Origin of the sequence: Polyangium jinanense (assembly GCF_028435265.1) — a bacterium.
GTDB lineage: Bacteria > Myxococcota_A > Polyangia > Polyangiales > Polyangiaceae > Polyangium > Polyangium jinanense.
Genome location: NZ_JAGTJK010000024.1, coordinates 82,847 through 108,705, shown reverse-complemented (window position 1 = coordinate 108,705; position 25,859 = coordinate 82,847). Strand labels below are relative to the sequence as shown.

Sequence of the window (25,859 nt, the reverse complement as noted above, 5' to 3'; positions counted from 1 at the left end):
CGGCTCTACTCTTCCTCGCTCCGATCCTCGGCCTCGTCGTCACCGAACCCCTCGCCCGCGTCCGCTTGCGCGCGGTTCACCGGCGACGAGGCAGGCCGCGCGCCCGGCGCGCCTTCGGGCACGGCCACGCGGCTCGCGTCCATCCACAGGCCCTCGATGTCGTAGAGCTGCCGCGCGTCCTCCTGGAAGACGTGCACGACGACGTCGCCGTAGTCGAGCAGCACCCACGTGGCCGCGGACATACCCTCGACCGAGATCGGCGCGATCTTCTTCTTGCCGAGCTCCTCCTCGATCCCCTGCGCGATCGAGCCGACGTGCCGATCACTCCGGCCCGTCATGAGCACCAGGAAATCCGCGTAATCGACGCGCCCGCGCACGTCGAGGATCTCCACGCCGAGCGCCTTCTTGTCGAGGCCGGCGGTCGCCACCGCGACCGCGAGCTCGCGCGCCGGAGAAGCCGTCTCCGGGATGGGTGCCTTGCGTCCGGCCGCTCGCTTGGGCGCCGCCAGCGGCGCCTTCTTCACGCCGGGCGCGCCCTTGCCGCGGAGCTCGCCTTCCGACTTGCGCCGCGGCAGCCCTGGCCGCTTCGTGGTCTTGGCGCCACCGGGCGCGCGCACCGCCTGCCCGCTCGCGTGCGAGGCGCGGAGCTTCGGCCGGGCCGACTTCTTCGCCGCCTTCACCGCCGCCTTCACGACGGACGGCGCCACGTGCGTGTCCCGCTCGCCCGAGCCCTCGCCCGGATCCACGTCGCGCGCCGGACGCGCCGCGCCCGTCTTCGTCGTCTTCGTCGTCTTCGTCGCCGCTGTCTTGCTGCGAGCCGGCTTGGGCGACTCGCCCCCGCCGTCCGATCGCTTCTTCGTTGCCAAGTTTTACCTCACTCCGGGATTACCGAATTTGCCCCTCGCCGAAGACGATCCACTTCTTCGCGGTGAGGCTCTCGAGCCCCATCGGTCCATAGGCATGGAGCTTCGTCGTCGAGATGCCGATCTCCGCGCCGAGACCGAGCTCGCCGCCGTCGTTGAAGCGCGTGGACGCGTTGACGATCACGCAGCTCGCGTCGACGGCCCGGGAGAAACGCTGCGCCCGCTCGTAGCTCCGCGTGCAGATCGCCTCGGTGTGGTTCGAGCCGTACTGCGCGATGTGATCGAGCGCCTCGTCGAGCGAGCCGACGATCCGAACCGCAAGGATCGGGGCGAGGAACTCCTGCCCATAATCCTCGGGCGATGCGGGTTTGGCCGACGGGAGCACCGCGCGTGTGGCCTGATCGCCGCGGATCTCGAGCCCCTGCGCCGCGAGCTTTCCGACCCGCGGCAAGAACGCGAGCGCCACGCTCTCGTGCACGAGCAAGCCCTCGAGCGCGTTGCAGACGCCGGGCCGGCTGAGCTTGCCGTTCTCCACGAGCCGGAGCGCCATGTTGAGATCGGCGCCCTCGTCGACGTAGAGGTGACAAACCCCCTTGTAGTGCTGGATGACCGGCACGCGGGCGTGCTCGGTCACGAAGCGGATGAGCCCCTCGCCGCCGCGCGGGATCACGAGATCGATCATCCCCGTGAGCCGCACGAGCTCGCGAATCCCCTCGCGATCACCGGACGGAACGATCTGCACGGCGTCCGCAGGCAGACCGGCGGACGCGACCGCGTTCCGCACGAGCTCGCCGAGCGCCGCGTTCGATCGCGACGCTTCCTTGCCGCCGCGCAAGAGCACGGCGTTGCCGCTCTTCAAGCAGAGCGCGGCCGCGTCGACCGTCACGTTCGGACGCGCCTCGTAGATCATCGCGATCACGCCGAGCGGGATGCGCACCTGACCCACGCTGAGTCCGTTCGGGCGCTGCTTCATGCCGAGCACCTCGCCCACGGGATCCTCGAACGAGGCGATCTGCGTGACGGCCGCGGCGATGTCGAGGATGCGCTGTTCGTCGAGGATCAACCGATCGACGAGCGCGGCGGCGAGCCCCGCCACGCGCGCGGTCTCGATGTCCTCGGCGTTCGCGATGCGCAGGGGCGAGCCCTCGGCGGCCTGCGCGCGCAGCGCCTCCGCGATCGCGACGAGTGCGCGATCCTTGACCTCGCGCGACGCAGTCGAAAGCGTACGCGCGGCCTTTCGGGCGCGCTTTGCGAGCTCGATGAGCTCTTCGGTCTGGATTGCGGTGCTCTCCACGGCGTCGAAACCTAACGCGGCTGCCCTCACAAGGCCAAGGGCGTGCTAGCGTGGGCTCGTGTCGGCTCGCCCGCGCGGTATCCCCGCCTGGTTCCTCCTCCTGTCCTTTGCCGTGCCCACGTGGCTCGGTTGCGGCTCTCACGACGACGAGGGGCCGGCGAGCGCCGCGCCCGCAGCCACGATGATCCCGATGGGCGCCCCCGGCGCCGAGGGCGCCAAATACGACCCGGCCCCGGAGGCGCCTCCTGCCAAACCCACCGATCTGCGCCAGAAGATCGACGGTTCGCCCGATACGTCCGCGCCCCCGAGCCCGTTCGGCCTGCCGCCCGGGAACGAGCACGAGGGCCCCGTGACCCCGCCTCCGCCGACGAACATCAAGAAGAAGGGGACCAAGATATGAGGACCTGGTTCGTCCCCGTGCTCGCGTCGCTCGTCGTGTTCGCCGCGGGCGCGTGCTGCAGCCCGCCGAAGCCGAAGCCGCTGCCCGGAGGCCCGCCGCCCGAGTACGAGGCGCCGCGGAGCTTCGAGCTTCCCGGCACACAGGCGCCGCCAGCCGAAGCAGCGCCGCCGCCGGCCGAGGCGCCCGAGTCTCAGCAGCCCTGAGGGCGTAGCGCCGGGGTTTCACCCCGGACCCGACGAGGGGCTGTCCGCCCCTCGACCCGGACCAGGGCACAGCCCTGGACCTCTGGGCATCGACTGCGCGAAGCGCAGTCGATGCGGGGAAATTAGTTTGTAGCTATCCGCCCCCCTTCGCAGCGCACAGCCCTGGACGTCTGGTGCAAAGGCCGCGACGCGGTCGATGCAGAGGAGAGAGCGCTCGGGGACCTCTTGCCAGGCGCCTTCGTGCGGGACCTCCGACGCAATGCGGACGACGTCCGCGTCGGAGGAGACGAACAAGCTCCGGCCAAAGCGATGGGCATAAAGCACGTTCCCATCGCTCAAAAGGAAATTGACGGCGCCGAACCGGGGCCTGTCCGTCGCTGCCTCGATGGCCCGGGCGATCGCGTGGTGGGTCGCGTCGCTCGACGCGCGTTGGCTTCCGTGCGTGGCGCCGACCTCGTCGAGCGTGGTCATCAGGAATGCGAAGAACCGCTCGCTGTCCGTATCCCCCGTGATTTCCCGCTTGCGTGATTGCGAGGTGCGCCGTTCGAGCCACGCGACATCGGAAATGGTGCCGTTGTGCGCGAAGACCCAAGCGTCCCGGCGGAACGGATGGGTATTGTCGAGGCCGGTTTTTCCGACCGTGGCTTTGCGGACGTGGGCGAGGACGACCCGCCCGCGGGCGTTCGAGGCCACGGCGCGGAACGCCGGGTCGGCGTGGGCGCAGGTGGGGCTCTTGTGGATCGCCCAGGATTTGCCGTCATGGGCGGCGATCCCCCATCCGTGCGGGTGCTCGGGCGAGAGCGCCGCGAGGCTTTTTGGAGCCGTAGCGAGGGGCTCGGGGTGAGGTTCGACGTGCCTCGAAACGACGCCGAAGAGGCGACACATCGTTGCAGAGGATAGCCGAGGGAGCGAGGACCGGCCAGCTTGCACGGGAAAAACGGTTACGGACGGGCGCGCGCGGCTGGGGTGGGATCTGCTAGGATCGGCGACGGCACCATGGACGCTGCTCGGAAGTTCGCGACGCACGAGGATCTGCTGGCTCTGCCCGAGGACCAGAAGGCCGAGATCATCGGGGGCAGCCTGGTGACGCTGCCGTCGCCGCGCCCCAGACACTCGAACGTGCAGGGGACCCTGCGCGTGTTCATTGGGAGACCGTTCCACGACGACGACGGCTTCGGCGGGCCCGGCGGCTGGTGGATCTTCCTCGACGTAGATGTCGCGCTCGGCCGGCACGACATCGTTCGCCCGGACCTCGTCGGCGTCCGTCGCGAGCGGCTGCCCGATCCGGATGTCCTCCCGATCCCGGTCGTGCCCGACTGGATTTGCGAGGTGCTGTCGCCCTCGAACGAGCCGCACGATCGGGTGACCAAGAAAAACCTTTATGCGCGATATGGCGTGCGCTGGTACTGGATCGTGGATCCCGCGGCGCGCATTCTGGAGGTCTTCGAGCTGCGCGATGGTCTATGGGTGAACCTCGCGTCGTACGACGAGCACGCGACGGCGCGCGTCCCGCCCTTCGAGGCCGTCGAGCTGCCGATGGCGCGCATTTTCTTGCCGCGCCCGCCGAGCAGCGAAGGGGCGTGACCGCGGCTGGCGCCGGGCGCGGGGGCTCCACGCCTCGCCATCGCCCGCACGCTCGAGGATGGGAGGGTTGGGCGGTGCAGGATCGTCCGTACGCTGGCACGTGGGGCATCCCGGCCGCGCAGGATCGTCCGTACGCTGGCACGTGGGGCATCCCGGCCGCGCAGAATCGTCCGTACGCTGGCACGTAGATGAGCCCGGGGCTCAGAGGGTGTTCCACAGGCGTCGCGCGTGAAACCCATGCGCTTGTGCATCGACCGCATCGCGGTCGATGCATCAGAGGTCCAGGGCTGGCCCTGGTCCGGGTCGAGGGGCGGACAGCCCCTCGTCGGGTCCGGGGTGAAACCCCGGCGCTACGCTGCGGCAGCACCCTCTCAGGTGTTCGTGGGGGGCTCGGCTTTCTTCCGAGAAGGCGCGGCGTCGTAGAAGAAGGCCTTCACGTACTGCGTCTGGCGGGGGAATCGGTCGAGGAGGCGCTTCTCCAACTTATACAGCGCGTCGGAGCCGGCGGCGACCGCGACCTTGACCGCGCTGGTGAGGGACGCTGCCTTCACGGCGGCCGCGTCCCGGTCGACGAAGTTCTGCTGCTGTCGCGTCGCGCGCCCCTTCAAGTCGGCCTCCATTTCGGCCTTGCCCGGGAAGCTCGGGACCTGCGCGAACTTGCCGACGGCCTGGAGCACGAGGCCCGGCTCCTTGGCCCGCTCGGCTTGAATGATGTCGCTGACGTCGGTCCCGAAGACGTGATCGGCGCCCTCCTCCATCGCCGATCCCTTGAGCTCGACCTTCATCCGCGCCTTGGCCCGGCTGACGCCCCGATCGAGAATGGTATCGCCGAGCTGTACACGCGCCTGTTTGGCTTGCACCACGAGGAGCGAATACGACGTCGCCTCGCGCTCGGCCGCGAACAGGGTATCGAAGAAGGGCTTCAAGGCTTCCCGCTCGACGGCGAAGAATTCACGGTCGTCCGGGGTGCGGTCGACGTCGAGCTCGACAGCGGCGTTGAGCGCGCCGATCGTGGTGGAGAGGGCGACCAGCATCGTCGAAGCGGTCGAATCGGGCGGGGCAATCATGGCAGCGGAGGGTACGGGAGGGGGGTCGAAGGGATCAAGGGGATTCTGGACGAGAGCGCGGCGGCAAAGCTCGAGGCGGGCAGCCCCTCACGAACGGCCCGCCCGCACCCGTCCCCTCAAACGACCGTCATCCCGCCATCCGCCACGAAGCTCGCTCCGTGGCAATAACTCGAATCGTCCGACGCGAGGAACAGCGCGAGCTTCGACATTTCTTCATTCGTGGCGACGCGACGCGCCGGGATCATCTGCCGATAGCCCGCCCGCAGCTCCTCGGCGTGGCCCGGGGCCATTTGCTCGGTGAACGCCATCATCATGCGGTTGTCGACGCCGCCCGGGACCATCGCATTGACCCGGATGTTCTGGGGCGCGAGCTCCGACGCCGCCGTGCGCACGAGCGCGAGCAGCGCGGCTTTGCTCGCCGCATACGCGGCGCACCCCGGGAACGACGTGATGGCCGCCGTCGACGACACCACCACGATGCTCCCCCCGCCCCGCTCCAGCATACGCGGAATGACCTTTTGCATGCCCAGGAACGTCCCCCGCACGTGAATTGTATGAAGGTCGTCGAGCACCGACACGTCGAGATCCACGATCGGCGCGATCTTCCCCTCGTACCCCGCATTCGCGAACAGCACGTCGACCCCGCCGAACGCCTGGATCGCCGTGTCGACGTATCGCTCCGTGTCTTCGTTCTTTCGGACGTCGGCCACGACCGTGCGCGTCCGCGCAGGATCACACCCTTCCGCGGCCTGCCGCAGCCGCTCCTCGTCGCGACCGACCAGCACGAGCTTGGCTCCCTCGCGCGAAAACAGCGCGGCCGTCGCCGTCCCGATACCCCCCGAAGCGCCCGTGATGATAGCAACCTTGTCTGTCAGCTTCCCCATGGCCGCGACACGCTACCAATTCCCTCTTGGTTTTACCAGCGCGATGAGCGGCCAAACGCTGTTCGTGGAACATCACGGCCGGGGAGCGGCGGCCTTTGCTTTGACCTCGAACCGCGGATCCCCCTCGAACACCCATTCCAGCGCGGAACGTGTGGTCTCCGCGACCGGCCCATCGTAGCGGTGCCCCACGTCCGAGCTTTTCGCAATCTTCGTCTTGGCCCCAGCTTTCTCCAGCCGCGACGCCGCCCACCGCGCATCCGCGGCGCACCCGCTCTGCGAGCACACGAACAGCACACGCGCGCCCTCGATCTTCGCGAATGCGCTCACGACCTCGGGCTTCCAGGCCGCGTGTCCGCCCTCGATCAGGACGAGCCGCGGCGAACGTTCGGGGCGTCGTCCCGCGATGGCCACGCCCTGGATCGCGCCCAGCGAAAACCCCGCATGGACGACCGGTCCCGGATCGACGAAATCGGGGTACGTGGCAGAAAGCGCCGCAAGGCCAGCGTCGATTTCGCGCTCCAGCGCGGCATTGTTTTCGTAGGTGAAACGCACGTCGTCGGGGGAAGGAGAATCCGGCCTGCGCACGCCGCGCGGGCACAGGACGAAGACGTGATTCGCGCGGGCACCGAGCAGCGAGCGCCAGACGTCGCATTGCCATTCGGGGCGATCGTAATTGCCGTGCGCCGCGATGATCACGGGCCGTTTGGACGTGGTGCCGACCGGGAGCGAGACGACGGCGGCGGGATGGCCGGGAATGGGCAGGTCGACGATGGCGGAGGCGGACGTGAGCGCGGGAGCGGGTGCAGACGCAGAAGCGGAAGCAGGCGCGGAAGCGGAAACGGGCGCGGACGCCGCAGCGGGCGCGGACGCCGCAGCGGGCGCAGACGCGGGTGGGCTTTCGCAAGCCGAAACGGTCGACACACAGAAAAGCAAAGCCACGAAGCCCGCGCGATCCATGCGAGCTTCAGCCTACACCGGGATGATACCCTCGCCCCTCGTGATCCGGCCTGGCTCGCTCGTCCTCCCTGCCCTGCTCCTCGCCCTCCCCGCCTGCTCCCGCGGCAGCGACGCCCCGACCGACGCCTCGCCGCCCTCCGTCATCTCTTCCCAACCCGCGCCCCCGCCCCGCCCCGCCGGCCCTGCCGAGCTCGCCCTCGTCGCCCCCCTCGCGCCCGGCAGCACACTCGACGGCTTTACGGTGCGCGAAATCCTCGCGGTTCAGGACGGCGTCCTCACCCTCGTTTGCGCAAAGGATCGCGCTGTCGTGCGCCTCTCCGTCGCGCTCGCCGCGGACGGCGGCCCCGCGCCGCCTGCTCTCGCCGGAAAATACGCGGTCTTCTACTCGGCGCGCGGCAGCGATCCGGCGGACGGCGAGCGGCTCGCCAAGGCCCTCGCGGCCGTCCTGGAGAAACACCCCGACGTCCCCGTTCCGCCGGGGATGACCTCGTTCGTCCCGACGCCCATTCCCATCTAGCTCCTTCGTCCCCTCTCCGACTCGCCCCCTCTCGCGAAAAGTGCTAGCGCGGCGACCATGCTCACTGGCCGACGGGACCTCGTCCTGATCCTGGATTTCGGTTCGCAATACACCCAGCTCATCGCCCGCCGGATCCGCGAGGCCTCCGTGTACTGCGAGGTCTACCGCTACGACCTACCGATCGAGCGCATCCGCGAGCTCGCCCCCCGCGGCATCATCCTCTCGGGCGGCCCCTCGAGCGTCTACGGCGAAGGCGCCCCGCACATCTCTGCCGAGCTCTTCTCCGTCGGCATCCCGATCCTCGGCATCTGCTACGGCATGCAGCTCCTCTCGCATCTGCTCGGCGGCAAGGTCGAGCGCGGCACCGAGGGCGAATACGGGCCGGCGCTCGTCCGCACGACCCGCGCCGCCGGCGTCTTCAGCCGGTTCAACGACGGCGACGTTCTCGATGTCTGGATGAGCCACGGCGACAAGGTCGTCGAGCTCCCGCCGGGCTTCTCCACGCTCGGCACGACCGACACGACGCCGTTCGCCGCGATCGCCGACGACGAGCGCCACATCTACGGCCTGCAGTTCCACCCCGAGGTCGCGCACACGCGCCGCGGCAAGGACCTGCTCGAAGCGTTCCTCTTCGACGTCTGCGGCCTCGAGCCCACGTGGACCCCGGCCTCGTTCGTCGAGGAGTCCGTCGAGGTGATCCGCCAGAAAGTCGGCCCCGCCGCGAGCGCCGTGTGTGGCCTCTCGGGCGGCGTCGACTCCTCCGTCGCCGCGATCCTTTGCCACCGCGCGCTCGGCGACCGGCTCGTCTGCATCTTCGTCGACAACGGCCTCCTCCGGAAAGGCGAGGCCGAGCAGGTCGTGAAGATGTTCGGCGACCACTACCACCTTCGGCTCGTGCATGTTGACGCGCGCGCACGCTTCCTCGACGCGCTCTCCGGCGTCACGGATCCCGAGCAGAAGCGCAAGACGATCGGCCGCGTCTTCATCGAGGTCTTCGAGGAAGAGGCGAAGAAGATCGAGGATTGCCGCTTCCTCGTGCAGGGCACGCTCTACCCTGATGTGATCGAGAGCGTCTCGGCGAAAGGCCCGAGCGCGGTGATCAAGAGCCACCACAACGTCGGCGGCTTGCCCGAGCGCATGAAGCTCGGCCTCGTCGAGCCTCTGCGCGAGCTCTTCAAGGACGAGGTGCGCGCGGTCGGCGCGACGATGGGCATCCCGCACCACCTGCTCTGGCGCCACCCCTTCCCCGGCCCGGGCCTCGCCGTGCGTTGCCTCGGCACGCTCACGGAGGAGCGCTTGCATGTCCTGCGCGAGGCCGACGCGATCTTCGAGGAGGAGATCCGCGAGGCGGGGCTCTACGACAAGATCTGGCAGAGCTTCTGCGTGCTCTTGCCCGTGCGCACCGTCGGCGTGATGGGCGACGAACGCACGTACGACGAGGTGATCGCGCTTCGCGCCGTGGAGTCGAAGGACGGCATGACGGCCGACTGGGCGCGGATCCCGCACGAGGTGCTCGGACGAACGAGCGCGCGGATCATCAACGAGGTCCGCGGCGTGAACCGCGTCGTGTACGATGTCTCGTCGAAGCCTCCGGCCACGATCGAGTGGGAATGATGCAAACGAGCGCGAAACGCGGGGTCCTTGCGGCCCTCGTCGGGTGGTCCCTCCTCGCAGCCGCGTGCGCGCCGAGCACGCCGGCCACAGTCTCCTTGCGGGTGAAGGGCAACGCCCCGGACGCGTCGGTCACGATCGACGACATGTACATCGGGGCGCTCGCGTTCGTGGCGAAACGCGGCGTCGCCCTGCCCCCGGGCAAGCACCGGATCACCGTGGAGAAGCCGGGCTTTTTTCCGTGGGACAAGCTCGTCGAGGCCCGCGAGGGGGATCCGCCGATCCGCCTCGAGGTGGACCTCGTGAAGATCCCGGACTGATCCGGGTCCGTTCAGGTAAGAAGGACTTGACTCTGCGGGGGGTTTCGCTACCGTCCCGCGCTCCCCGAGGACAGACATGGCGAACACCCCGAAGTGGAACATCCGGTTGCGGCACGAGTGGCTCTCCACGCCGCTGAAGAAGAAGCGGATCAAGCGCGGCCAGAAGGCGCGTATTGGCCTGCTGGACGCCGAGGCGCGGAAGAAGACCAAGGCCGAGAAGGCCCCGAAGACCGAACAGGCGTCCTGACCGGACGTTCGGACCCCTCGCCGGCACGCGTAAAAACGCGCGTACGCTGATCCGAGACGAAAAGGCGTCACCCCCTCGCCACAACGGGAGGGGTGGACGCCTTTTTCCGTCCGTAAGGCTTCGCCTTTTGGCATGCTGGCGCAGCACGACGCACACGCGTCGGGGTTCTAGATGAACGAAACCAGCGAGGCCCTGCGTGAATCCGAGGAGCGTTACCGCACGCTCTTCGAACAGGCGCCCGTCGGCGTGTTCCTGTACGACCGGGAGCTCCGGCTCACCACGTGGAACGCGCGCTTCGTGCAGCTCCTCCAGACGACGAACGAGCGGCTCACGTCCCTCGACATGCACGGGCTGCGCGATCGCACCGTGCTGCCCTCGATCGAGCGTGCCCTCGCAGGCGAGTCGAGCACGTACGAGGGCCGCTACCAGGCGACCACGAGCGACGCCGTCGTGTGGGTCTCGATGCGGCTTTGCCCGCTGCGGAATGCGAGCGGCGCCGTCATCGGCGGCATGGGCGTGGTCGAGGACCTCACGGATCGAAACCGCGCGCTCTCCGCGCTGCGCGAGAGCGAGCAGCGCCACGCGCTCTACGTCAAGCGCAGCCCCCTCGGCGTGATCGTGTGGAACACGCGCTTCGAGGTGCTCGAGTGGAACCCGTCGGCGACGCGGATCTTCGGCTACACCGAGGAGGAGGCCATCGGCAAGCGCGAGCCGGGCTTCATCGTGCCCGACAGCGCTTGGCCTTTCGTCAGCGCGCTTTGGGACGGTCTCCTCGAGCAGACGGGCGTCGAGCGGAGCCGCAACGAGAACCGACGGAAGGATGGCCGGATCATCTGCGGCGAGTGGTCTGCCACGGCGCTCGTCGACGCGCAGGGCGTGGTGATCGGCGTCGCGGCCCTCGTCGAGGACGTGACGGAGAAGCAAGCCGCCGAAGAAGCGCTGAAGCGCTCGGAGGCAAGGTTTCGCGCGCTGATCGAGCACGCGCCCGACGCCATCGGCGTGGTGCGTCAAGGCCGGTGGATCTATGCAAACCCGGCGCTCGTCACGTACCTCGGTTACGAGCGCGCGGGCGAGCTCATCGGGCGCCTCGCGCGAGACTCGGTGCACCCCGAGGATCGCTCCACGCAGGACCAACACCACACCGAGGTCGAGCGTGGCACGTCGGTCTCGCCGCAGGAGTACCGGCTGCTCCGTCGCGATGGATCCATCGTGCACGCGGAGGTCGTGAGCCTGCACGTCGACTACGACGGCGCGCCGGCGATCCTCGGCATCGCGCGCGATCTGACTGAGCGCAAGCAGATGCAAGCGCGCCTCGTGCAAGCCGAGCGCATGGCGGCGGTCGGCACGCTCGCGGCCGGGGTGGCGCACGAGATCAACAGCCCCCTCGCCTACGTGCTCACGCAGCTCGCGGTCGCGACCGCGGAGGCGCTGCCCGCATTGAAGCGACGCGTCGAAGCCCTGGAGCGCGCGGTGGATCTCAGCCCGGGCGAGATCACGCAGCTCGCCGTGGAGCTCGAAGCGGCGATCGACGGCGCGCGCGAGGCAGCCGAGCGCATGCGCAGCATCGTGCGTGACTTGCGAACGTTCTCCCGCGCGGACGACGGCGAGATCGCGCCGACCGACGTGCGCCGCGTGCTCGACACGTCGCTCAACATGGTCTTCGGCGAGATCCGCCACCGCGCGCGCCTCGTGAAGGAGTACGACGACGTGCCGCTCGTCGACGCCAACGAGGCGCGGCTCGGCCAGGTCTTCGTGAACCTGCTCGTCAACGCGGCGCAGGCGCTGCCCGAAGGAAACGCGGCGGCGAACCTGATCCGGCTGCGCACCTACATCGGCGACGCAGGACGCGTGGTCGTCGAGGTGATGGACTCGGGGCCGGGCATCCCCGACGATGTCAAAGCGCAGATTTTTGATCCCTTCTTCACGACGAAGCCCGCGGGCGTGGGCACGGGCCTCGGGCTGTGGATCTGCCAGGGAATCGTCACGCGCCTCGGCGGCACGATCGAGCTTGCATCGAGACCCGGCGAGACGATCTTTCGTGTCGTCCTCCCGCCCGGCGCCGCGGCCGGAAAAACCGTCGACGGCGCGCGCGCGATCCGCGCCGACGAGCCGAACCTCGCCCAGAAGCCACCCATGAAGCCAAAGCCCCCCGAGGCCAAGCCCCGCCGCGGCCGCGTGCTCGTGATCGACGACGAGGCGCCGCTCGCGAACGCGCTCAAGATGTTCCTCGCCGACGAGCACGACGTCGTGGTCTCGACGAGCGGCCGCGACGCGCTCGCGCTCCTCGAAAAGGACCCGTCGTTCGACGCGATCCTCTGCGACCTGATGATGCCCGACGTGACAGGCGTGGACGTGCACGAGGCGCTGCGCCAGCGCGCGCCCGACGTCGCCGCGCGCCTCGTCTTCGTGACGGGCGGCGCGTTCACGCCGCGCATGCGGGCCTTCCTCGAGGAGGTTCGAAACCCCCAGCTCGAGAAGCCGTTCGACCTCCCGAAGCTCCGCGCCCTGCTACGTCAACTGGTCTCGGCGCGCTAGCAGCCTGTGGACTTATCTGCTGCGCGCCCCGAATCGTCCGTCGACATCGCTCGAAATCCTTCAGGATTCCTCGCGGTGTCGCCCTAGCTTCGGGGCGCTCGCGACGATCATTCCACAGGCTGCTAGCTCAGCGCGGCCCGCGCGCCGCGAACCAGTCGCGGTAGTGCTGGTACAGCGTCGCATACCGCACGTACGTCTCGCGATCCGCCGCGAAGCGCCGCTGCCAGGCCTCGGTCTCGGCCGTGTGCGCCGTGTCCGTGAGCCCGTACTTCGCACGGATCTCGGCGAGCGCCGCGGGGTTCACCGCGATCTCCGCGGCGAACGCCGCGTACCGTTCGAGGCTGAGCTGCGGGCCCTGGGCGACCGCCGGGAAACCCGCGAGCGTCATCGGCTGCGGCACCGTCGGCGGCATGGGAACGGGCGTCGGGCGCTGCGAGTACGACGAGCTCGACACCGGCGCCCCCGTGCTCGCAGGTCCGGCTGCGGCCGGTGATCCGGGCGCCGGCGGATATCCGTACCCCGCGGGCTGCTGCGGCTGCTGCGGGGCCGCACCGATCGGCTTGGGAGGCGGCGCGGGCGGCGGCAGGACCGCGGCCATCATGCCCGGCGACGACTGCTTGGGAGGAGGAGGCGGCGGAAGCGGCGCGGGCGGCGCGGCCTGGAACGGGAGCGCGGGCCTGCTGGGCGTCGCCGGCATGGGCTGCGTCTGCCGCGCCGGAAGCGGATCCGGAATCGTCGCGACGCGCGCCCGCATCGGCGGCGTGTGCTCGTCCGGCGGCACCTTTGCGCCCGGCGCGCTCTCTCTCGGCGGCGGCGGCGGCCCCTTCACGGCAGGCGCGCCGGTCACCGTCGGCGCCAGCGGCGTCGCGCCCTCGCCGGCCGCTGCTGCGGCGGCGGCCCTTCGCGCGCGGAGCCTCGCGAGGAGCTGCTCCGGATCGGCCGTCGGCAACATGGGCACGGTGTCCATGAGCCCGAGCGGCACCGAGTGCGCGCGCGGCGGCGTCGGCTCGTCCTCGCCGCCACCGGCTCCGGCGCGCGCCTTGCGGGCCTCGATGGCCCGCGACCGCGCTTCGAAGGCTGCCTTGTAGCGGGCCTCCAGCGCGTTGCGCGTCGCCTCTGGCTCGCGCGACATTCGCTCCATCCAGGCGTTGCGGCTCACGCCCCACGCCTCGGCGGACAGCGCCTCGACGCGCAAAACCTCCTCGAGGGGCGTCCCAGCCTCGACCTCCGCACATAACGCGGCGAATCGTTCGAGCTCGATTTCCGGTTCCATCACGTCGGGGCGCCCGTGAGCGCTCGGCAGACCATACGCCGGCTGTGGTCCGAGGTCGAGAGCGCCGCGCGACGTTTCAGCACGTTGCCGACGACTGGGCTTGCCCCCCGTCCGTCAAACCGTGGTACTAAGCGAGGTAGAAACGATGAACTCGAGTCTCCGCACCTTTCTCGGTCTTGCCCTCTTCGTCGCCCCCCTCTCGGCGGGCTGTGCCTCTCGCACGGCGCCCTTCGATCAGATGGACCAGGCGCAAATCACCGTGCTGCGCCTGACCGCGCCGCCGCCGCCCGTCGCCGCGACGCCGGCGACGCCGGGCGCGCTCCCGGGCATCCCGGGCCTGCCCATCCCGCCCGAGATGCAGGCTGCGGGGCAGCAGCTCCTTCAAGGCCTGAACCAGGCGGCTCCGGGCCTCATCCCGCCGGGCCTCCTTCCCGGCGGCCAGACCCAGCAGCCGGCCGCGCAGCAGCAGGTCCCGCTCTGGAACGGCCTCGCGATCGTGGCCCAGACGCCCGTCACGAACGAGGACATGAAGAACGACCTCCTCGACCTCTTCGGCGACGAGGACAGCTTCCAGGCCGGCGCGAACAATTGCACGACGGCGCCTGGCATGGGCGTCTCGTTCGTTCGTCCGGGCCAGCCGAACACCGACCTCGTGGTGTGGTTCACCTGCTCCAAGGCCGCCGGCGTCACGCCCTTCACGCTCCCCTACGGCAAGGACATGCTCACGGGTGAGTCGCATCAGAAGCTGAGCCAGATCTACCAGGCTCTCTTCGGCATGGCCGTTCCGCCCGGCTCCTGATCTCCGCGCCCTCGAGGGCCTCGATCCTGCGAGGCCCTCCGCACCCTCCCCCTCGGCACGCCCTGATCGTCGGCAACGCCTCGAACGGCCCTTTTGCGCGTTCGTGGCGGAGAATGCGGCCTGGATGCTAGGATGACGCATCGGCGCCGTGTTCATGGCGCTTGCTGGGCCTTCCGATGACCCAACAAGAGAACCTCTCCCCAGGGATGGTGCTCGGCCGCTACGAGCTGCTCCTGCCGATCGCACAGGGAGGCATGGCCACGGTCTGGGCGGCGCGGCAGAAGGGCTCGCGTGGGTTTCAGAAGACGGTGGCCATCAAGACGATGCTCCCGTCGCTCTCGGACGACCCGCAGTTCGAGCAGATGTTCCTCGACGAGGCCTCGCTCGCGGCGCGCATCCATCACCCGAACGTCGCGGAGATCCTCGACGTCGGCGAGCAGGACGAGACGATCTACATCGTCATGGAGTGGGTCGACGGCGAGGCGCTCAGCGTCATCACGAAGACCGCCAAGCGTAGCAACGTCCCCGTGCCGCAGCGCATCGCGCTCCGCATCGTCCGCCAGGCCTGCGCGGGCCTGCACGGCGCGCACGAGCTACGCAACGATGACGATCAGCTCCTCAACCTGGTGCATCGCGACGTCTCGCCGCAGAACATCCTCGTCTCGTACGACGGCATCGTGAAGCTCGTCGATTTCGGCGTGGCGAAGGCCCTCGGCCGCGCGGGCGGCGAGACGACGGCGGGGCAGCTCAAGGGCAAAGTGCCGTACATGTCGCCCGAGCAGGCCCTTGGGCAGAAGGTCGATCGGCGCACCGACATCTTCGCGATGGGCATCGTGCTCTACCGGCTCACGACGGGCCTGCACCCGTTCCTCGGCGAGAACGATCTCGCGACGATGAAGAACATCATCTCGCGCCCGCTGCTCCCGCCGCGCATGAAAAACCCGAGCTTCCCCGTCGAGCTCGAGCGCGTGCTGCTCACCTGCCTGAAGAAGGATCCGAACGAGCGCTACCAGACGATGCTGGAGCTCGACGCGGCCCTCGAGCGTGTCCTCGCCTTGTCCGGCGCATCGGTCGTCGACGACGACATCGGCGCGTTCACGCGTTCGGTGATGGGCGATCGGGGCCAGAAGCGACGTGCTGCGCTGCGTGACGCCGTGCGCGCCGCCGACGAGCGCGCCGCGGGCATCGGGATGTCGCCGGGCGCCGCGCAGCCGCACGTGCACGAGGCGGTCTCGGACATCGCGATCACGCGGATGAACTCGGCGCTCACGAGCTTCCCGACGAGCATGCCGCGGAACTCCTCGACCTCGATCATCCCGCCGTCGCCCGAATCGTACGCGGGCGGAGCAATGTCGGGTTCGCTCGTGCCGTCGACGCCGCCGCAAAAGAACAAGCGTGCGGGGCTCTTCATGGCCGTCGGCGCGGTGACCGCGCTCTCGCTCGCGGGCACGTTCATGTTCCTGCGCACCACGATGGAACCGCGGGCGGCAGCGGGGAACGCAGGCGGAAACGTGTCGCCCACGCCGCCGAGCCCGCCCGCCCCCACGCAGGCCGCGCAGACCGCTGCGGCTCCAGCGCCCTCGGCGAGCACGGGCGGAGGCACGGTTCTCGACATCAACGATCTCCCGTCCGCCGATCCGAACCCCGAAGCGACGACGAAACGAGACGACAAACCCGCGGGCACGACGAAAGGCACGGGCGCGACGAAGCCCCCTGCCACGACGACCGCGACCACAAAGCCCACCGGGGCACCGACGAGCACGACGTGGGTACCCAAAGTCACGGATCCCGGCTTCTGAGCAAGGGCACGACGCCCCACTGGCTCCGCGATCTCGCGGTGGTCGGCCTCTGCGCCGCCATCGTGGTGATCGGCTCCGCCGCGCGCAGCGAGGACGAGGGCGCGGATGCGAAGAACACGGAAACGTCCGAGGGCGCCGAGTCCACGCTCACGATGTCGCCGCTTCCGAGCGGCGCGCCTGGCAAGCCCGCGGCGCTCGTCTCGGAGGCCGCGCCTCGCGGCGGCTGCGATTTCCCGGACAACGGCTTCGGCGACTACCTCGGCTGGCGACCGCTCCCGCTCGGCCGCATGCTCGTCCCTTCGAGCCTCACCGTCCCGCCCGACGGCGGCTTCGATCTGCTCGTCCACTTCCACGGCACCGAGCCCATCCGCAAGCAGCTCGCGCCCCTCGGCCTCGGCCTCGTGATCGCCGGGCTCGACACGGGCACGCTGTCGAGCGGCTACAAGAGCACGTTCGAATCCGAAGGCACGTTCGACGCGATGCTCTCGGCGATCAGCCGCGAGGTCGCGCTCGCCACGAAAAACCCTGCCGCTCGCCCGCGCAGCATCGTCCTCTCGTCGTGGAGCGCGGGCTACGGCGCGATCTCGCGGATCCTCGCGGGAGGTCGCGACGACGTCGACGCCGTCATCCTGCTCGACTCGCTCTACGCGAGCTACACGTCCGGCGCCAAGATGCCCGATCCCACGGAGCTTGCGCCCTTCTCGTCCTTCGCGCGCGCCGCGGCGAACGGCGGACCTCTCCTCTTCGTCACGCACACGGCCGTCCCCACGCCCGACTACGCCTCCACGCTGGAGACCGGCACGTTCCTCCTGCGCGAGATCGGCGCCGACGTCCCGGCCACGCCGCCCGCGCAGGATCCGTTCGGCCTCTCGCGCGCCCACGATCAGAACCACTTCTTCCTCCGCGGATACGCGGGCTCGGACGGCGACGCGCACTGCGGCCAGCTCCGGCTCCTGCCCGACATCCTGCGTGATCACGTCCTCCCCGCGTCCCGCCCGTAGGAGCCCCTCGGCCTTGGCCACACCTCGCTCTTCGCCGCTCTACCACGACGACGCGAAGCTCTTCTCGTTCCGCGGCGTCGTCATCGCCCACGAGACGCACGCCGGCCGCCCGAGCGTGCTGCTCGATCGCACCGCGTTTTACCCCGAGTCCGGCGGGCAGATGGCCGATCGCGGCCGCCTCGACGAGGCCGCCGTCGTCGACGTGCAGGTCGACGACGAGGGCCGCATCCATCACGTGCTCGAAGGCCCGCTGCCCGCGATCGGCGCCGAGGTCTCGGGCTCGATCGACAAGCCGCGCCGCCTCATCCACATGGCGCAGCACACCGGGCAGCACATGCTCTCGCGCGCGCTCGCCGACGTCGCCCGCGCCGAGACCGTCTCCTCGCGCCTCGGCGAAAGCGCGTGCACGATCGACCTCGACGTCGCCGCCCTCGACGAGCGCGCCGTCGCCGAGGCCGAGGCTCTCGTCAACGCCGTCATCGACGACGACGCTCCGATCCGCGCGTTTTTCCCCTCCGAGGACGAGCTCCGCGCGCTCCCGCTGCGAAGGCAGCCCAAGGTGCACGAGAACGTGCGTGTCGTCGCGATCGGCGACTTCGACGTCTCCCCCTGCGGCGGCACGCACTGCACGAACACCGCGCAGGTCGGCTTCGTTCGCATCGACGGGCTCGAGCGGTACAAGGGCAAGATGCGCGTCACGTTCTCCGCGGGCGTGCGGGCCCGGACGAAGCTCTCCCGCGAGGCGGACGTCGTGCGCGCGCTCGCCCGCGATCTCACCTGCGGTCCGGACGACGTGCCCGCGGGCATCGAGAAGCTGCGTCGCGAGCTCGACGAGGCGCGTCAGGCGCTCGGACGCGTGCGAGGACGCGTGGCCGGGGCGATCGCCGAGGCGCTCGTGAAAGAGACGCGGGCGCGGGGCGAGCGAGCGGTGATCGGCGTCATCGACGATGCTTCGCTCGACCTCGTGCGCGCGGTGGCCGGGCGCATCACGGCCGAAGGAGATCTCGTCGCGCTGCTCGCGGGCGAGGCCGACGGCGGCACGATCGTGCTCGCGGCGCGTGGCCCCTCGAGCGACTTCGACTGCGGCGCCTTCCTGAAACGCGCGGCGATCGCGGCGGGCGGGCGCGGCGGCGGCAGGCCCGAGCGCGCCGAGGGCCGCTTGCCCGCGGGGATCGACTGGAAGGCGATCGCGGCCGCGACGCTCGTTACGCCCGGCCGCTGATCACACGCTCGTTCACAGGTTGCTGCATGCGTCGGTGATGGGATCGGTCTCCACCGGGCATCCACCGGAGCTCGGCGGGGACGGCATCACCGGCCCGAGCATGGCCGCGTCCGCCTCGAAGTTCATGCCGAACGACAGCGCCTCGCAGGGCGTGTCCTTGTCGGTCGCGTCGGTGAGCAGCACGTCGGCCGCGCGACACGTGATCTGCCGCGTCGCCGGGTAGAGCGTCGCATCCGTGCAGAGCGGGTTTCCCTTCGTGTCGCGGAAGCTCGCGAGCGTGGGGAACAGCGCAGACACGGGCAACTTCGCGCCGATCCTGCCCTCGCGCAGCTGGTACAGCCCACCCGCCGTCCGATCGATGCGCGCCACGAGCACCAGGTTCGACAGCGCCGCCTGCATCGACGCGAGCGCGCCGTCCGAGATCACGAGCGGAGCTTGGGGCAGCCGGGCGACGAGCTTGCCGCCCGTCACGTACGCAGCGCCGTCGACGAACTGCGGCGCGTACGGATCCATCGGGATCGGCGCGAGAAACTCCTGCCGGATCGACCACGCATCCGCGCCTTGCCACGCCGGCGACGCCGAGAGCCCGAGGCTCCCGTACCAGCCGACCTCCACCTGATCGTCGTCGCTCCCCCCGCTGTAGCCTCGCACGCGGACGAGCACGCTCCACTGCCCGGACTCGACGAGCCCGCGCAGGAAGCTCGACATGCTCTCCACATTGAGGATGTACGCGAGCGCGCCGAAGAGCGCGTAACTCGCGGCGTCGTGACCGCTGTCGTCGTCGCAATACCCTTTGTCGTCCGACGGATCGACCGACCCGCACCCGCGCTTGTCCTCGGTGCACGAGCACAACCCGTCGAGGTTCAGCCCGGGCAGCGCGTCGTTCAGGCCTTTTTCCATGTCGATCGTGCGGAGCGCCACGACGAACTCCCCCTCGCCGCTCCCGCCCGCCACCATCGGCGGCGCGGGGATCTCGTCGCGCACGCACATCGCCGGCGCCGCGCCCGTGCCTCCGCCGCCTGCCCCGAGCGAGAGCTCGTCCGGGATGCCGCCCAGAACCTGGCACCCGGCCGCCCCTGAAAGTACGACGAAGAGCCCACGTGTAGCGCTCCTCCGAACCGCCATCGCTCCTCCTGAAAGGGCAGGACCGCGCGCGGAGATCACGGCGCGCGCCCGCGATCGAGCAGATCACGATTGGGGCGGGCCGTCCACCCGCACCCCGAGCGTCGCGGCGGACGCCCGGGGCGGGCGCGCGGCGAGCTCGTGTGTTTTGCCTGGCATCGAGCCGGTCCATCGGCTACGCCGGCCCCATGCGCCGCCGGACCCTCGCGCTCGTGCCGCTCGTCGCCCTCGCCCTCGCGAGCACGGCGTGCGACGAGACGTCCGACACCGACATCGATCTCGACGCCACGACGACCGTGCCGACCAGCATCGTGGTCGACCCGAGCCTCTTCCTGGGCGACGTGCCTTGCTCCGCTGCGAGCGGCGCCATGCAGAGCTACGTGGCCACCGTCCTCGACGTCACCGACGTGTCCGCGCCCTTCCCGCTCCCCTCGTCGCCGCCCATCACCTGCACGGCGAGCGTCATCTTCCGGCAGATCCTCGTCGGCCACGCCTACCGCGTCCAGATCGACGGCTACGACGTCCCCGCCGCGGAGCTCACGCCCATCGGCGGCAGCTCCTCCGGCAGCCGCAGCATGGTCCGCCGCGCCGCGCCGGCCGCGGGCACCGTCGCGCCGGTCTGGTCCACCTTCTGCGAGGACCTCACCGCGCAGAAGAACGTCCGCTCCACGCCGAAGACGTGCGAGGAGCTTGCGCCGCTCTCCACCGAGACCGGCGTGCTCGTCAATCCCCGCGCCACCCTCGCCGGCACGAGCGCCATCCCCGGCCTCGAGCTCACGTGCACGCAGGCCTCGCTCGATCCGCTGGGCAACCCCGTGATCACCGGCGACGTCGCGAGCTTCGACGTGCGCCCGACCGATCCGGCCCTCGCCCCGCTCGTGAACCTCCCCTGCACGAGCCCTGCGCCTGCGCCGTACACGCAGAACATCAAGCCTGGCCAGAGCTACGGCTTCCGCGTCGAGGCGCGTGCCGTGGCCGGCGGACCCGTCACGTGGGGCGCCTCCTGCACGGCGCTCGCCGTGGAAGGCCTCGTGGTCCATGCGCTCTGCGATCCGCTGAGCAAGGACGGCGCGCTCGACCTCTCCCTCGCGGACGTCTTCGCGGCTGCGGGCACCTCGTGCGCGAAGGAGAACGTCGTGACGTACGATGCCGTCCTCGGCGCGCCCGGCGATCTCGAGGCTGACGCCATCGATTGCAGCAAGCCCATCCGCTTCACGCCGATCGCCCCCGGCGCCTACGCGGACATCAAGCTCGTCGGCCGCGACGCTGCGGGCGCTGTGGCCGTGACCGCCACGTGCACCGCCGAGATCGCCCCCGGCGCGGTCAGCACGGCCACTTGCACGCTCACGCCTTGAGCCTCTTCGCGGACGGCCCAGACGGACCGACCGAGCCAGCGCCGCGACGCACCGATTCCTGGGCACAAAACCCTCGAACCTGATTGCAGGTTCACGGGTCGTATACTACCTGAGAGCGTCCTCCGGCCGGCGTGAGACGAGGCTTTTTCCGGGCCTCCGCGTGCGCCAGGCCCAGGCCCGAGCGGCGGTATGGAAGATACCTCGAACATCCAGCAGAAGATCCCCGTCAGCATCCAGGACGAGCTCAGGAACAGCTACCTCGATTACGCGATGAGCGTGATCATCGGTCGCGCCATCCCCGACGTGCGCGACGGGCTCAAGCCGGTGCACCGCCGGATCCTCTACTCGATGCACGAGCAGAAGATCGGCCCGAGCGGGTCGCACAAGAAATGCGCGCGCGTCGTCGGCGACGTGCTCGGCAAGTATCACCCGCACGGGGATATGGCCGTGTACGACGCGCTCGTCCGCATGGCGCAGCCGTTCAGCCTCCGGTATCCGCTCATCGACGGACAGGGAAACTTCGGCTCCATCGACGGCGACTCGGCTGCGGCCATGCGCTACACGGAGTCGCGCCTCGCCCGCGTCGCGACCGAGCTCCTCACCGACATCGAAAAAGAGACCGTCGATTTCGCCCCGAACTACGACGACTCCGAGCTCGAGCCCACGGTCCTGCCGGCGAAGTTCCCCCAGCTCCTCGTCAATGGCTCGGGCGGCATCGCGGTCGGCATGGCGACGAACATCCCGCCGCACAACCTCGGCGAGATCATCGACGCCACGGTCCTGCTCATCAGGAACCCCGACGCGACCGTCGATGACCTGATGCAGCACGTGAAGGGCCCCGATTTCCCCACGGGCGGCCTCATCTACGGCAAGAGCGGCATCGACCAGGCGTATCGCACGGGACGCGGCACCATCGTCATGCGCGGCCGCTGCATCGTCGAGAAGACCTTGAAGGGCGATCGCGAGCAGATCATCGTCACCGAGATCCCCTACCAGGTCAACAAGGCCAAGCTCGTCGCCAAGATCGCCGAGTGCATCAAGGAAAAGCGCATCGAGGGCATCTCCGAGGTGCGCGACGAGAGCGACCGCGAGGGCATGCGGGTCGTCGTCGAGCTCAAGAAGGACGTCTTCCCCCAGGTCGTCCAGAACCAGCTCTACCGCCTCACGGACCTGCAATCGACGTTCGGCGTCATCAACCTCTCGATCGCCAACGGCCGCCCCGCCGTCCTGGGCCTCAAGGAAACGCTCGCGCACTTCGTCGAGCACCGGCGCGAGGTCGTCACGCGGCGCACGCGTTACGAGCTCCGCCAGGCCGAAGCGCAGCGCGAGCTCGTCGAGGGCCTCGGCATGGCGACGACCGACGTCGACGTCATCGTCACCACCATCCGCTCCTCGCAGGATCCCGAAGAGGCGCGTGATCGCCTGCAGAAGCTCCCGTTGCGTGGCTTCGGCGACTTCCTGCGCCGCGCGGGCCGCCCCGAGCCCGAGTGCAAAGACGCCGACGGACGCGGCGACTACTTCCTCTCCGAGCGTCAGGCCAAGGCCATCCTCGAGATGCGCCTCTCGCGCCTCACGGGCCTCGAGCGCGAAAAGCTCGCCCGCGAGTACGGCGAGATCGTCGAGGAGATCACCCGCCTCACCGGCATCCTCGCGGACGAACAAAAGCTCATGGACGTCATCGTGGGCGAGCTCGAGGACATCAAGAGCCGCTACAACGACGTGCGCCGCACCGAGATCGTCCCGACCGAGGCCGAGATCCAGGTCGAGGACCTCATCCAGGAGGAGGACATGGTCGTCACCATCTCCCACCTGGGCTACGTCAAGCGCACGCCCGTGACGACGTACCGGGCCCAGCGCCGCGGCGGCAAGGGCATGGTCGGCATGGAGGCGCGGGACGAGGACTGGGTGAGCCAGCTCTTCGTCGCCTCCACGCACAGCTACGTCTTCTTCTTCAGCGACAAGGGCAAGGTCTATGTCAAGAAGGTCTACGAGATCCCGAGCGCGGCGCGAAACGCCAAGGGCCGGGCGATCGTGAACTTCGTCGGGATGGAGCAGGGCGAGAAGATCACCGCCATCACGCCCGTCCCGCGCATCGAGACCGGCTGGTTCGTCGTCACGCTCACGCGGCGCGGCCAGATCAAGAAGACCGCGCTCGAGGAGTACGAGAACTTCCGCGACAAGGGCATCATCGGCGTGCGCATCGAGGAGGACGATCAGCTCCTCTCCGCGGCGATCACCGACGGCAGCCGCGAGTTCCTCATCGCCACGCACAAGGGCATGTCGATCCGCTTCGCCGAGGAGGAGGTCCGCCCGACGGGCCGCGCCACCATGGGCGTGAAGGGCATCGAGCTCAACGAGGGCGATTTCGTGGTCGGCCTCTGCGTCACGGACGGCGGGCGTGATCGGGTCCTCGCGGTCTGCGAGCGTGGGTATGGCAAGCGCACGCCGCTCGAGGAGTTCCGCCTCCAGAGCCGCGGCGGCAAGGGCGTCATCCTCATCGACGCGAGCGAGCGTAATGGTCCGGTCGTCGGCGTCGCCATGGTGTCGCCGGCGGATCAGATCATGCTCGTGACGGATCGTGGACAAACCCTGCGCACCAAGGCCAGCGAGATCCGCGAGACCGGCCGCAATGCCCAGGGCGTGCGCCTCATGAACGTCGACGGCGACGAGCGCGTCGTGGCGATCGAGGCCTTTGCCGAGGCCGAGGAAGGCACGGTCCCGCCCCCGCCGCTCGAGACGAACGGCGCGCCTGGCACGAACGACACGAACGGCACGAGTCACGACGGGACGAACGGCGTCGCCGAGTGACAACCCGCCCCCCTGGCACCTCGCGTGACCAGGAGCTAACGTAAGTCCTGTCACACAGCATCGCCGGGGCTCACCCGGTCACCCGGGGGGGCCCCCGGGGGTTTGGGGGCGTAGCTCGGCTCGTCCGGGCGCAGCCCCCAAGCGTTGACGGGAGGAGCTTGGGGGGTGCGGCGCGCAGGATCGGATGCGTGTGGGCCCTCCATTGCCTGGGGGGGCAACATGCTCGAGCTATTTCGGTCGCGTCGCCGTGCCATCGTATGGTTCGTCGAGGCTGCCCTGCTCGTATCGCTCGTCTGCGCGGGTGCGGCGGCGATCGAGGGGTATCGTGACGTCGCCACGCTTTCCCGCGTGCTCGACGCCGCGGCGATCACGCTCGTGGCGCAGGCGTCGCTCTATTACCATGGCCTTTACGGACCTTCGCCCATTCGCGACCTCCGTACCCTGGCCTGGAAAGTCGCGCGCGCCCTCGCCGTCTCGGTGCTCCTGCTCTGGCTCGTCTTCCAGGGTTTTTCGGACGACGCGGGCGAGCGCTTCGGCGCCGTGGCGCTCGGGCTCGCGGCGGGCGCGCTCGTCTTGCCCCTCTTTCGCACCGGGCTCGCGCGTGCCGCGGCGAGTGATCGGCTCTGCAAGCGGACCCTGGTTCTCGGTTCGGGGCCGCTCGCGGACGCGGTGATCACGGGCGCCCGGACCCACGACACCGGCGGCATGCGTTTCGTCGGCCGGCTCGTGCAGGAGGGCGACCCGGGCCGCGCCGCCCCCGACGTCCTCGGCACGTACGACGAATTGCCGCGCATCGCCGCGGCTCACGGCGTCCGGCACATCATCGTCTGCGCCGCGGATCGCCGGGGCAAATTGCCCATCGATGCGCTTCTCGAGCTCAAATTCCGGGGCATCGAGATCGAGGAAGGCGTGGAGTTCTACGAGCGCATCACGGGCAAAATCTTCGTCCGTGAATTACGCCCGAGCCAGCTCGTGTTCGCGCACGGGTTCCGCGTCGCGAAGCGGACGCTCCTCGGCAAGCGTATTCTCGACGTCGTCTGCGCCTCGCTCGGCCTCGTGCTCGCCTCTCCGCTGATGCTGCTCACGGCGCTCGCGATCAAGCTCGACTCGGCGGGCCCGGTCCTTTATTCGCAGGTGCGTGCCGGCGTCTACGGCCGGCCCTTCACCATTTACAAGTTCCGCTCGATGCGCACGGACGCGGAGGCCGATGGAAAAGCGCGCTGGGCATCGGAGGACGATCCGCGCGTGACGCGTGTGGGCCGGTTCATTCGCAAGACCCGTCTCGACGAGCTGCCGCAGCTCTGGAACGTGCTCGCCGGCGACATGAGCCTGGTCGGTCCGCGGCCGGAGCGGCCGAACTTCACGGAGGAGCTCGAAAAAGCGATTCCCTTCTTCCGGCAGCGGCTCTTCGTCAAGCCGGGCCTGACGGGTTATGCCCAGGTCCGCTACCATTACGGAGCGACGACCGAGGACCAGCTCGAAAAGCTCCAGCACGACCTGTTCTACATCAAGACGCTGTCGGTGTGGTTCGACCTGTCGATTTTGCTCGATACGGTGAAGGTGGTGCTCCTCCGGATTGGAGCGCGCTGAATCTCGGCTGGGGCCGCTGCGCTGGGGCGTTGCCCCAGGCCCCACCGGGGCTATCCGCCCCTGGACCCGGACCAGCGCAAGCGCTGGACCGTTGGTCGATGAACTGCGCAATGCGCAGTTCATCGAACGGGCCGAGTCAAGACCAGCGAAGGCCCTGCCAACCGAGACCGCCGCGCTGACCTTTCGATCGGCAACGCTGTCCCTGGTCTTCCAACGGGCCCGTTGGAAGAACTGCGCATCGCGCAGTTCTTCCACCCTCGGTCCAGGCCGTGCCTGGTCCGGGTCGAGGGGCGGACAGCCCCCGCGGGGTCCGGGGCAGCGCCCCGGCGCGACGGCCTCGATCCCCGCCTGGATCGCCCCTAGCGCCTCGCGCAACGGGGTCACTCGACGCCTGGATCGCACCTTGCG

The 25,859-nt window shown here is 69.6% G+C and carries 23 protein-coding genes; 15 read left to right on the top strand and 8 right to left on the bottom strand.

What is annotated here, in order from left to right; translation table 11 throughout:
• Positions 1-5: 5 nt before the first annotated feature.
• The gene (rsfS, locus tag KEG38_RS33225; protein ID WP_272424118.1) at positions 6-866 is read right to left on the bottom strand and encodes a ribosome silencing factor; all 861 of its coding nucleotides are present in this window, start codon (positions 864-866) and stop codon (positions 6-8) included.
• Positions 867-885: 19 nt separating this feature from the next.
• Positions 886-2,157, bottom strand: coding sequence for a glutamate-5-semialdehyde dehydrogenase (locus tag KEG38_RS33220; RefSeq protein ID WP_272424116.1), 1,272 nt, complete (start codon positions 2,155-2,157; stop codon positions 886-888).
• A 58-nt stretch (positions 2,158-2,215) separates the two neighbouring features.
• Here KEG38_RS33220 and KEG38_RS33215 point away from each other — a divergent pair, with 58 nt between their 5' ends.
• Entirely contained in the window at positions 2,216-2,557 is a 342-nt protein-coding gene (locus KEG38_RS33215) for a hypothetical protein (RefSeq protein ID WP_272424114.1), read from the top strand.
• Positions 2,554-2,760 carry a hypothetical protein gene (locus KEG38_RS33210; protein ID WP_272424112.1) on the top strand — a complete coding sequence of 69 codons (207 nt, stop codon included), beginning with the start codon at positions 2,554-2,556 and terminating at the stop codon, positions 2,758-2,760. Before KEG38_RS33215 ends, KEG38_RS33210 begins: the two co-directional genes overlap by 4 nt.
• An 18-nt stretch (positions 2,761-2,778) precedes the next feature.
• Here KEG38_RS33210 and KEG38_RS33205 read toward each other — a convergent pair whose 3' ends face one another.
• A complete protein-coding gene (locus KEG38_RS33205; protein ID WP_272424110.1) occupies positions 2,779-3,645 on the bottom strand; it encodes a class II glutamine amidotransferase in 867 nt (288 codons plus the stop codon).
• A gap of 111 nt (positions 3,646-3,756) precedes the next feature.
• On the opposite strand from KEG38_RS33205, the gene KEG38_RS33200 reads away from it, so the two are divergent.
• Entirely contained in the window at positions 3,757-4,344 is a 588-nt protein-coding gene (locus KEG38_RS33200) for a Uma2 family endonuclease (protein ID WP_272424108.1), read from the top strand.
• Positions 4,345-4,715: 371 nt separating this feature from the next.
• On the opposite strand, the gene KEG38_RS33195 is transcribed toward KEG38_RS33200, so the two are convergent.
• The 3 genes from KEG38_RS33195 to KEG38_RS33185 form a co-directional block, all read right to left on the bottom strand.
• A complete protein-coding gene (locus KEG38_RS33195) occupies positions 4,716-5,411 on the bottom strand; it encodes a hypothetical protein (RefSeq protein WP_272424106.1) in 696 nt (231 codons plus the stop codon).
• A 116-nt stretch (positions 5,412-5,527) separates the two neighbouring features.
• On the bottom strand, positions 5,528-6,295 hold the full coding sequence (locus KEG38_RS33190; RefSeq protein ID WP_272424105.1) for an SDR family NAD(P)-dependent oxidoreductase: 768 nt from the start codon (positions 6,293-6,295) through the stop codon (positions 5,528-5,530).
• 72 nt (positions 6,296-6,367) lie between these two features.
• Positions 6,368-7,216 (bottom strand): alpha/beta hydrolase, encoded by an 849-nt coding sequence (locus KEG38_RS33185; protein ID WP_272424104.1) that lies wholly within the window; start codon positions 7,214-7,216, stop codon positions 6,368-6,370.
• A 58-nt stretch (positions 7,217-7,274) separates the two neighbouring features.
• Here KEG38_RS33185 and KEG38_RS33180 point away from each other — a divergent pair, with 58 nt between their 5' ends.
• The 5 genes from KEG38_RS33180 to KEG38_RS33160 all read left to right on the top strand — a co-directional run bounded on the left by KEG38_RS33180 (position 7,275) and on the right by KEG38_RS33160 (position 12,482).
• Positions 7,275-7,769 carry a hypothetical protein gene (locus KEG38_RS33180; RefSeq protein ID WP_272424102.1) on the top strand — a complete coding sequence of 165 codons (495 nt, stop codon included), beginning with the start codon at positions 7,275-7,277 and terminating at the stop codon, positions 7,767-7,769.
• Positions 7,770-7,826: 57 nt separating this feature from the next.
• Positions 7,827-9,383 carry a glutamine-hydrolyzing GMP synthase gene (guaA, locus tag KEG38_RS33175; RefSeq protein ID WP_272424101.1) on the top strand — a complete coding sequence of 519 codons (1,557 nt, stop codon included), beginning with the start codon at positions 7,827-7,829 and terminating at the stop codon, positions 9,381-9,383.
• The gene (locus KEG38_RS33170) at positions 9,383-9,700 is read left to right on the top strand and encodes a PEGA domain-containing protein (protein ID WP_272424099.1); all 318 of its coding nucleotides are present in this window, start codon (positions 9,383-9,385) and stop codon (positions 9,698-9,700) included. Before guaA ends, KEG38_RS33170 begins: the two co-directional genes overlap by 1 nt.
• A 76-nt stretch (positions 9,701-9,776) precedes the next feature.
• Complete coding sequence (locus tag KEG38_RS33165) at positions 9,777-9,947, top strand: hypothetical protein (RefSeq protein ID WP_272424098.1); 171 nt, start codon at positions 9,777-9,779, stop codon at positions 9,945-9,947.
• A 171-nt stretch (positions 9,948-10,118) separates the two neighbouring features.
• A complete protein-coding gene (locus KEG38_RS33160; protein ID WP_272424097.1) occupies positions 10,119-12,482 on the top strand; it encodes a hybrid sensor histidine kinase/response regulator in 2,364 nt (787 codons plus the stop codon).
• Positions 12,483-12,609: 127 nt separating this feature from the next.
• Here KEG38_RS33160 and KEG38_RS33155 read toward each other — a convergent pair whose 3' ends face one another.
• Positions 12,610-13,755, bottom strand: a complete 1,146-nt coding sequence (locus KEG38_RS33155) for a hypothetical protein (protein ID WP_272424095.1) — start codon at positions 13,753-13,755, stop codon at positions 12,610-12,612.
• Between the two features lie 145 nt (positions 13,756-13,900).
• Here KEG38_RS33155 and KEG38_RS33150 point away from each other — a divergent pair, with 145 nt between their 5' ends.
• From KEG38_RS33150 to KEG38_RS33135, 4 genes are all read left to right on the top strand, one after another.
• Positions 13,901-14,554 (top strand): hypothetical protein, encoded by a 654-nt coding sequence (locus KEG38_RS33150; protein WP_272424094.1) that lies wholly within the window; start codon positions 13,901-13,903, stop codon positions 14,552-14,554.
• Between the two features lie 176 nt (positions 14,555-14,730).
• The gene (locus KEG38_RS33145; RefSeq protein ID WP_272424092.1) at positions 14,731-16,353 is read left to right on the top strand and encodes a serine/threonine-protein kinase; all 1,623 of its coding nucleotides are present in this window, start codon (positions 14,731-14,733) and stop codon (positions 16,351-16,353) included.
• Positions 16,320-17,354 (top strand): hypothetical protein, encoded by a 1,035-nt coding sequence (locus KEG38_RS33140; protein WP_272424090.1) that lies wholly within the window; start codon positions 16,320-16,322, stop codon positions 17,352-17,354. Before KEG38_RS33145 ends, KEG38_RS33140 begins: the two co-directional genes overlap by 34 nt.
• A gap of 13 nt (positions 17,355-17,367) precedes the next feature.
• Positions 17,368-18,576 carry an alanyl-tRNA editing protein gene (locus KEG38_RS33135; protein WP_272424088.1) on the top strand — a complete coding sequence of 403 codons (1,209 nt, stop codon included), beginning with the start codon at positions 17,368-17,370 and terminating at the stop codon, positions 18,574-18,576.
• Positions 18,577-18,588: 12 nt separating this feature from the next.
• On the opposite strand, the gene KEG38_RS33130 is transcribed toward KEG38_RS33135, so the two are convergent.
• Entirely contained in the window at positions 18,589-19,701 is a 1,113-nt protein-coding gene (locus KEG38_RS33130; RefSeq protein WP_272424087.1) for a hypothetical protein, read from the bottom strand.
• A gap of 185 nt (positions 19,702-19,886) precedes the next feature.
• On the opposite strand from KEG38_RS33130, the gene KEG38_RS33125 reads away from it, so the two are divergent.
• From KEG38_RS33125 to KEG38_RS33115, 3 genes are all read left to right on the top strand, one after another.
• Positions 19,887-21,053, top strand: coding sequence for a hypothetical protein (locus KEG38_RS33125; RefSeq protein ID WP_272424085.1), 1,167 nt, complete (start codon positions 19,887-19,889; stop codon positions 21,051-21,053).
• Positions 21,054-21,242: 189 nt separating this feature from the next.
• Complete coding sequence (gene gyrA, locus KEG38_RS33120; RefSeq protein ID WP_272424084.1) at positions 21,243-23,861, top strand: DNA gyrase subunit A; 2,619 nt, start codon at positions 21,243-21,245, stop codon at positions 23,859-23,861.
• Between the two features lie 219 nt (positions 23,862-24,080).
• A complete protein-coding gene (locus KEG38_RS33115; protein ID WP_272424083.1) occupies positions 24,081-25,451 on the top strand; it encodes a TIGR03013 family XrtA/PEP-CTERM system glycosyltransferase in 1,371 nt (456 codons plus the stop codon).
• Positions 25,452-25,859: the final 408 nt, after the last annotated feature.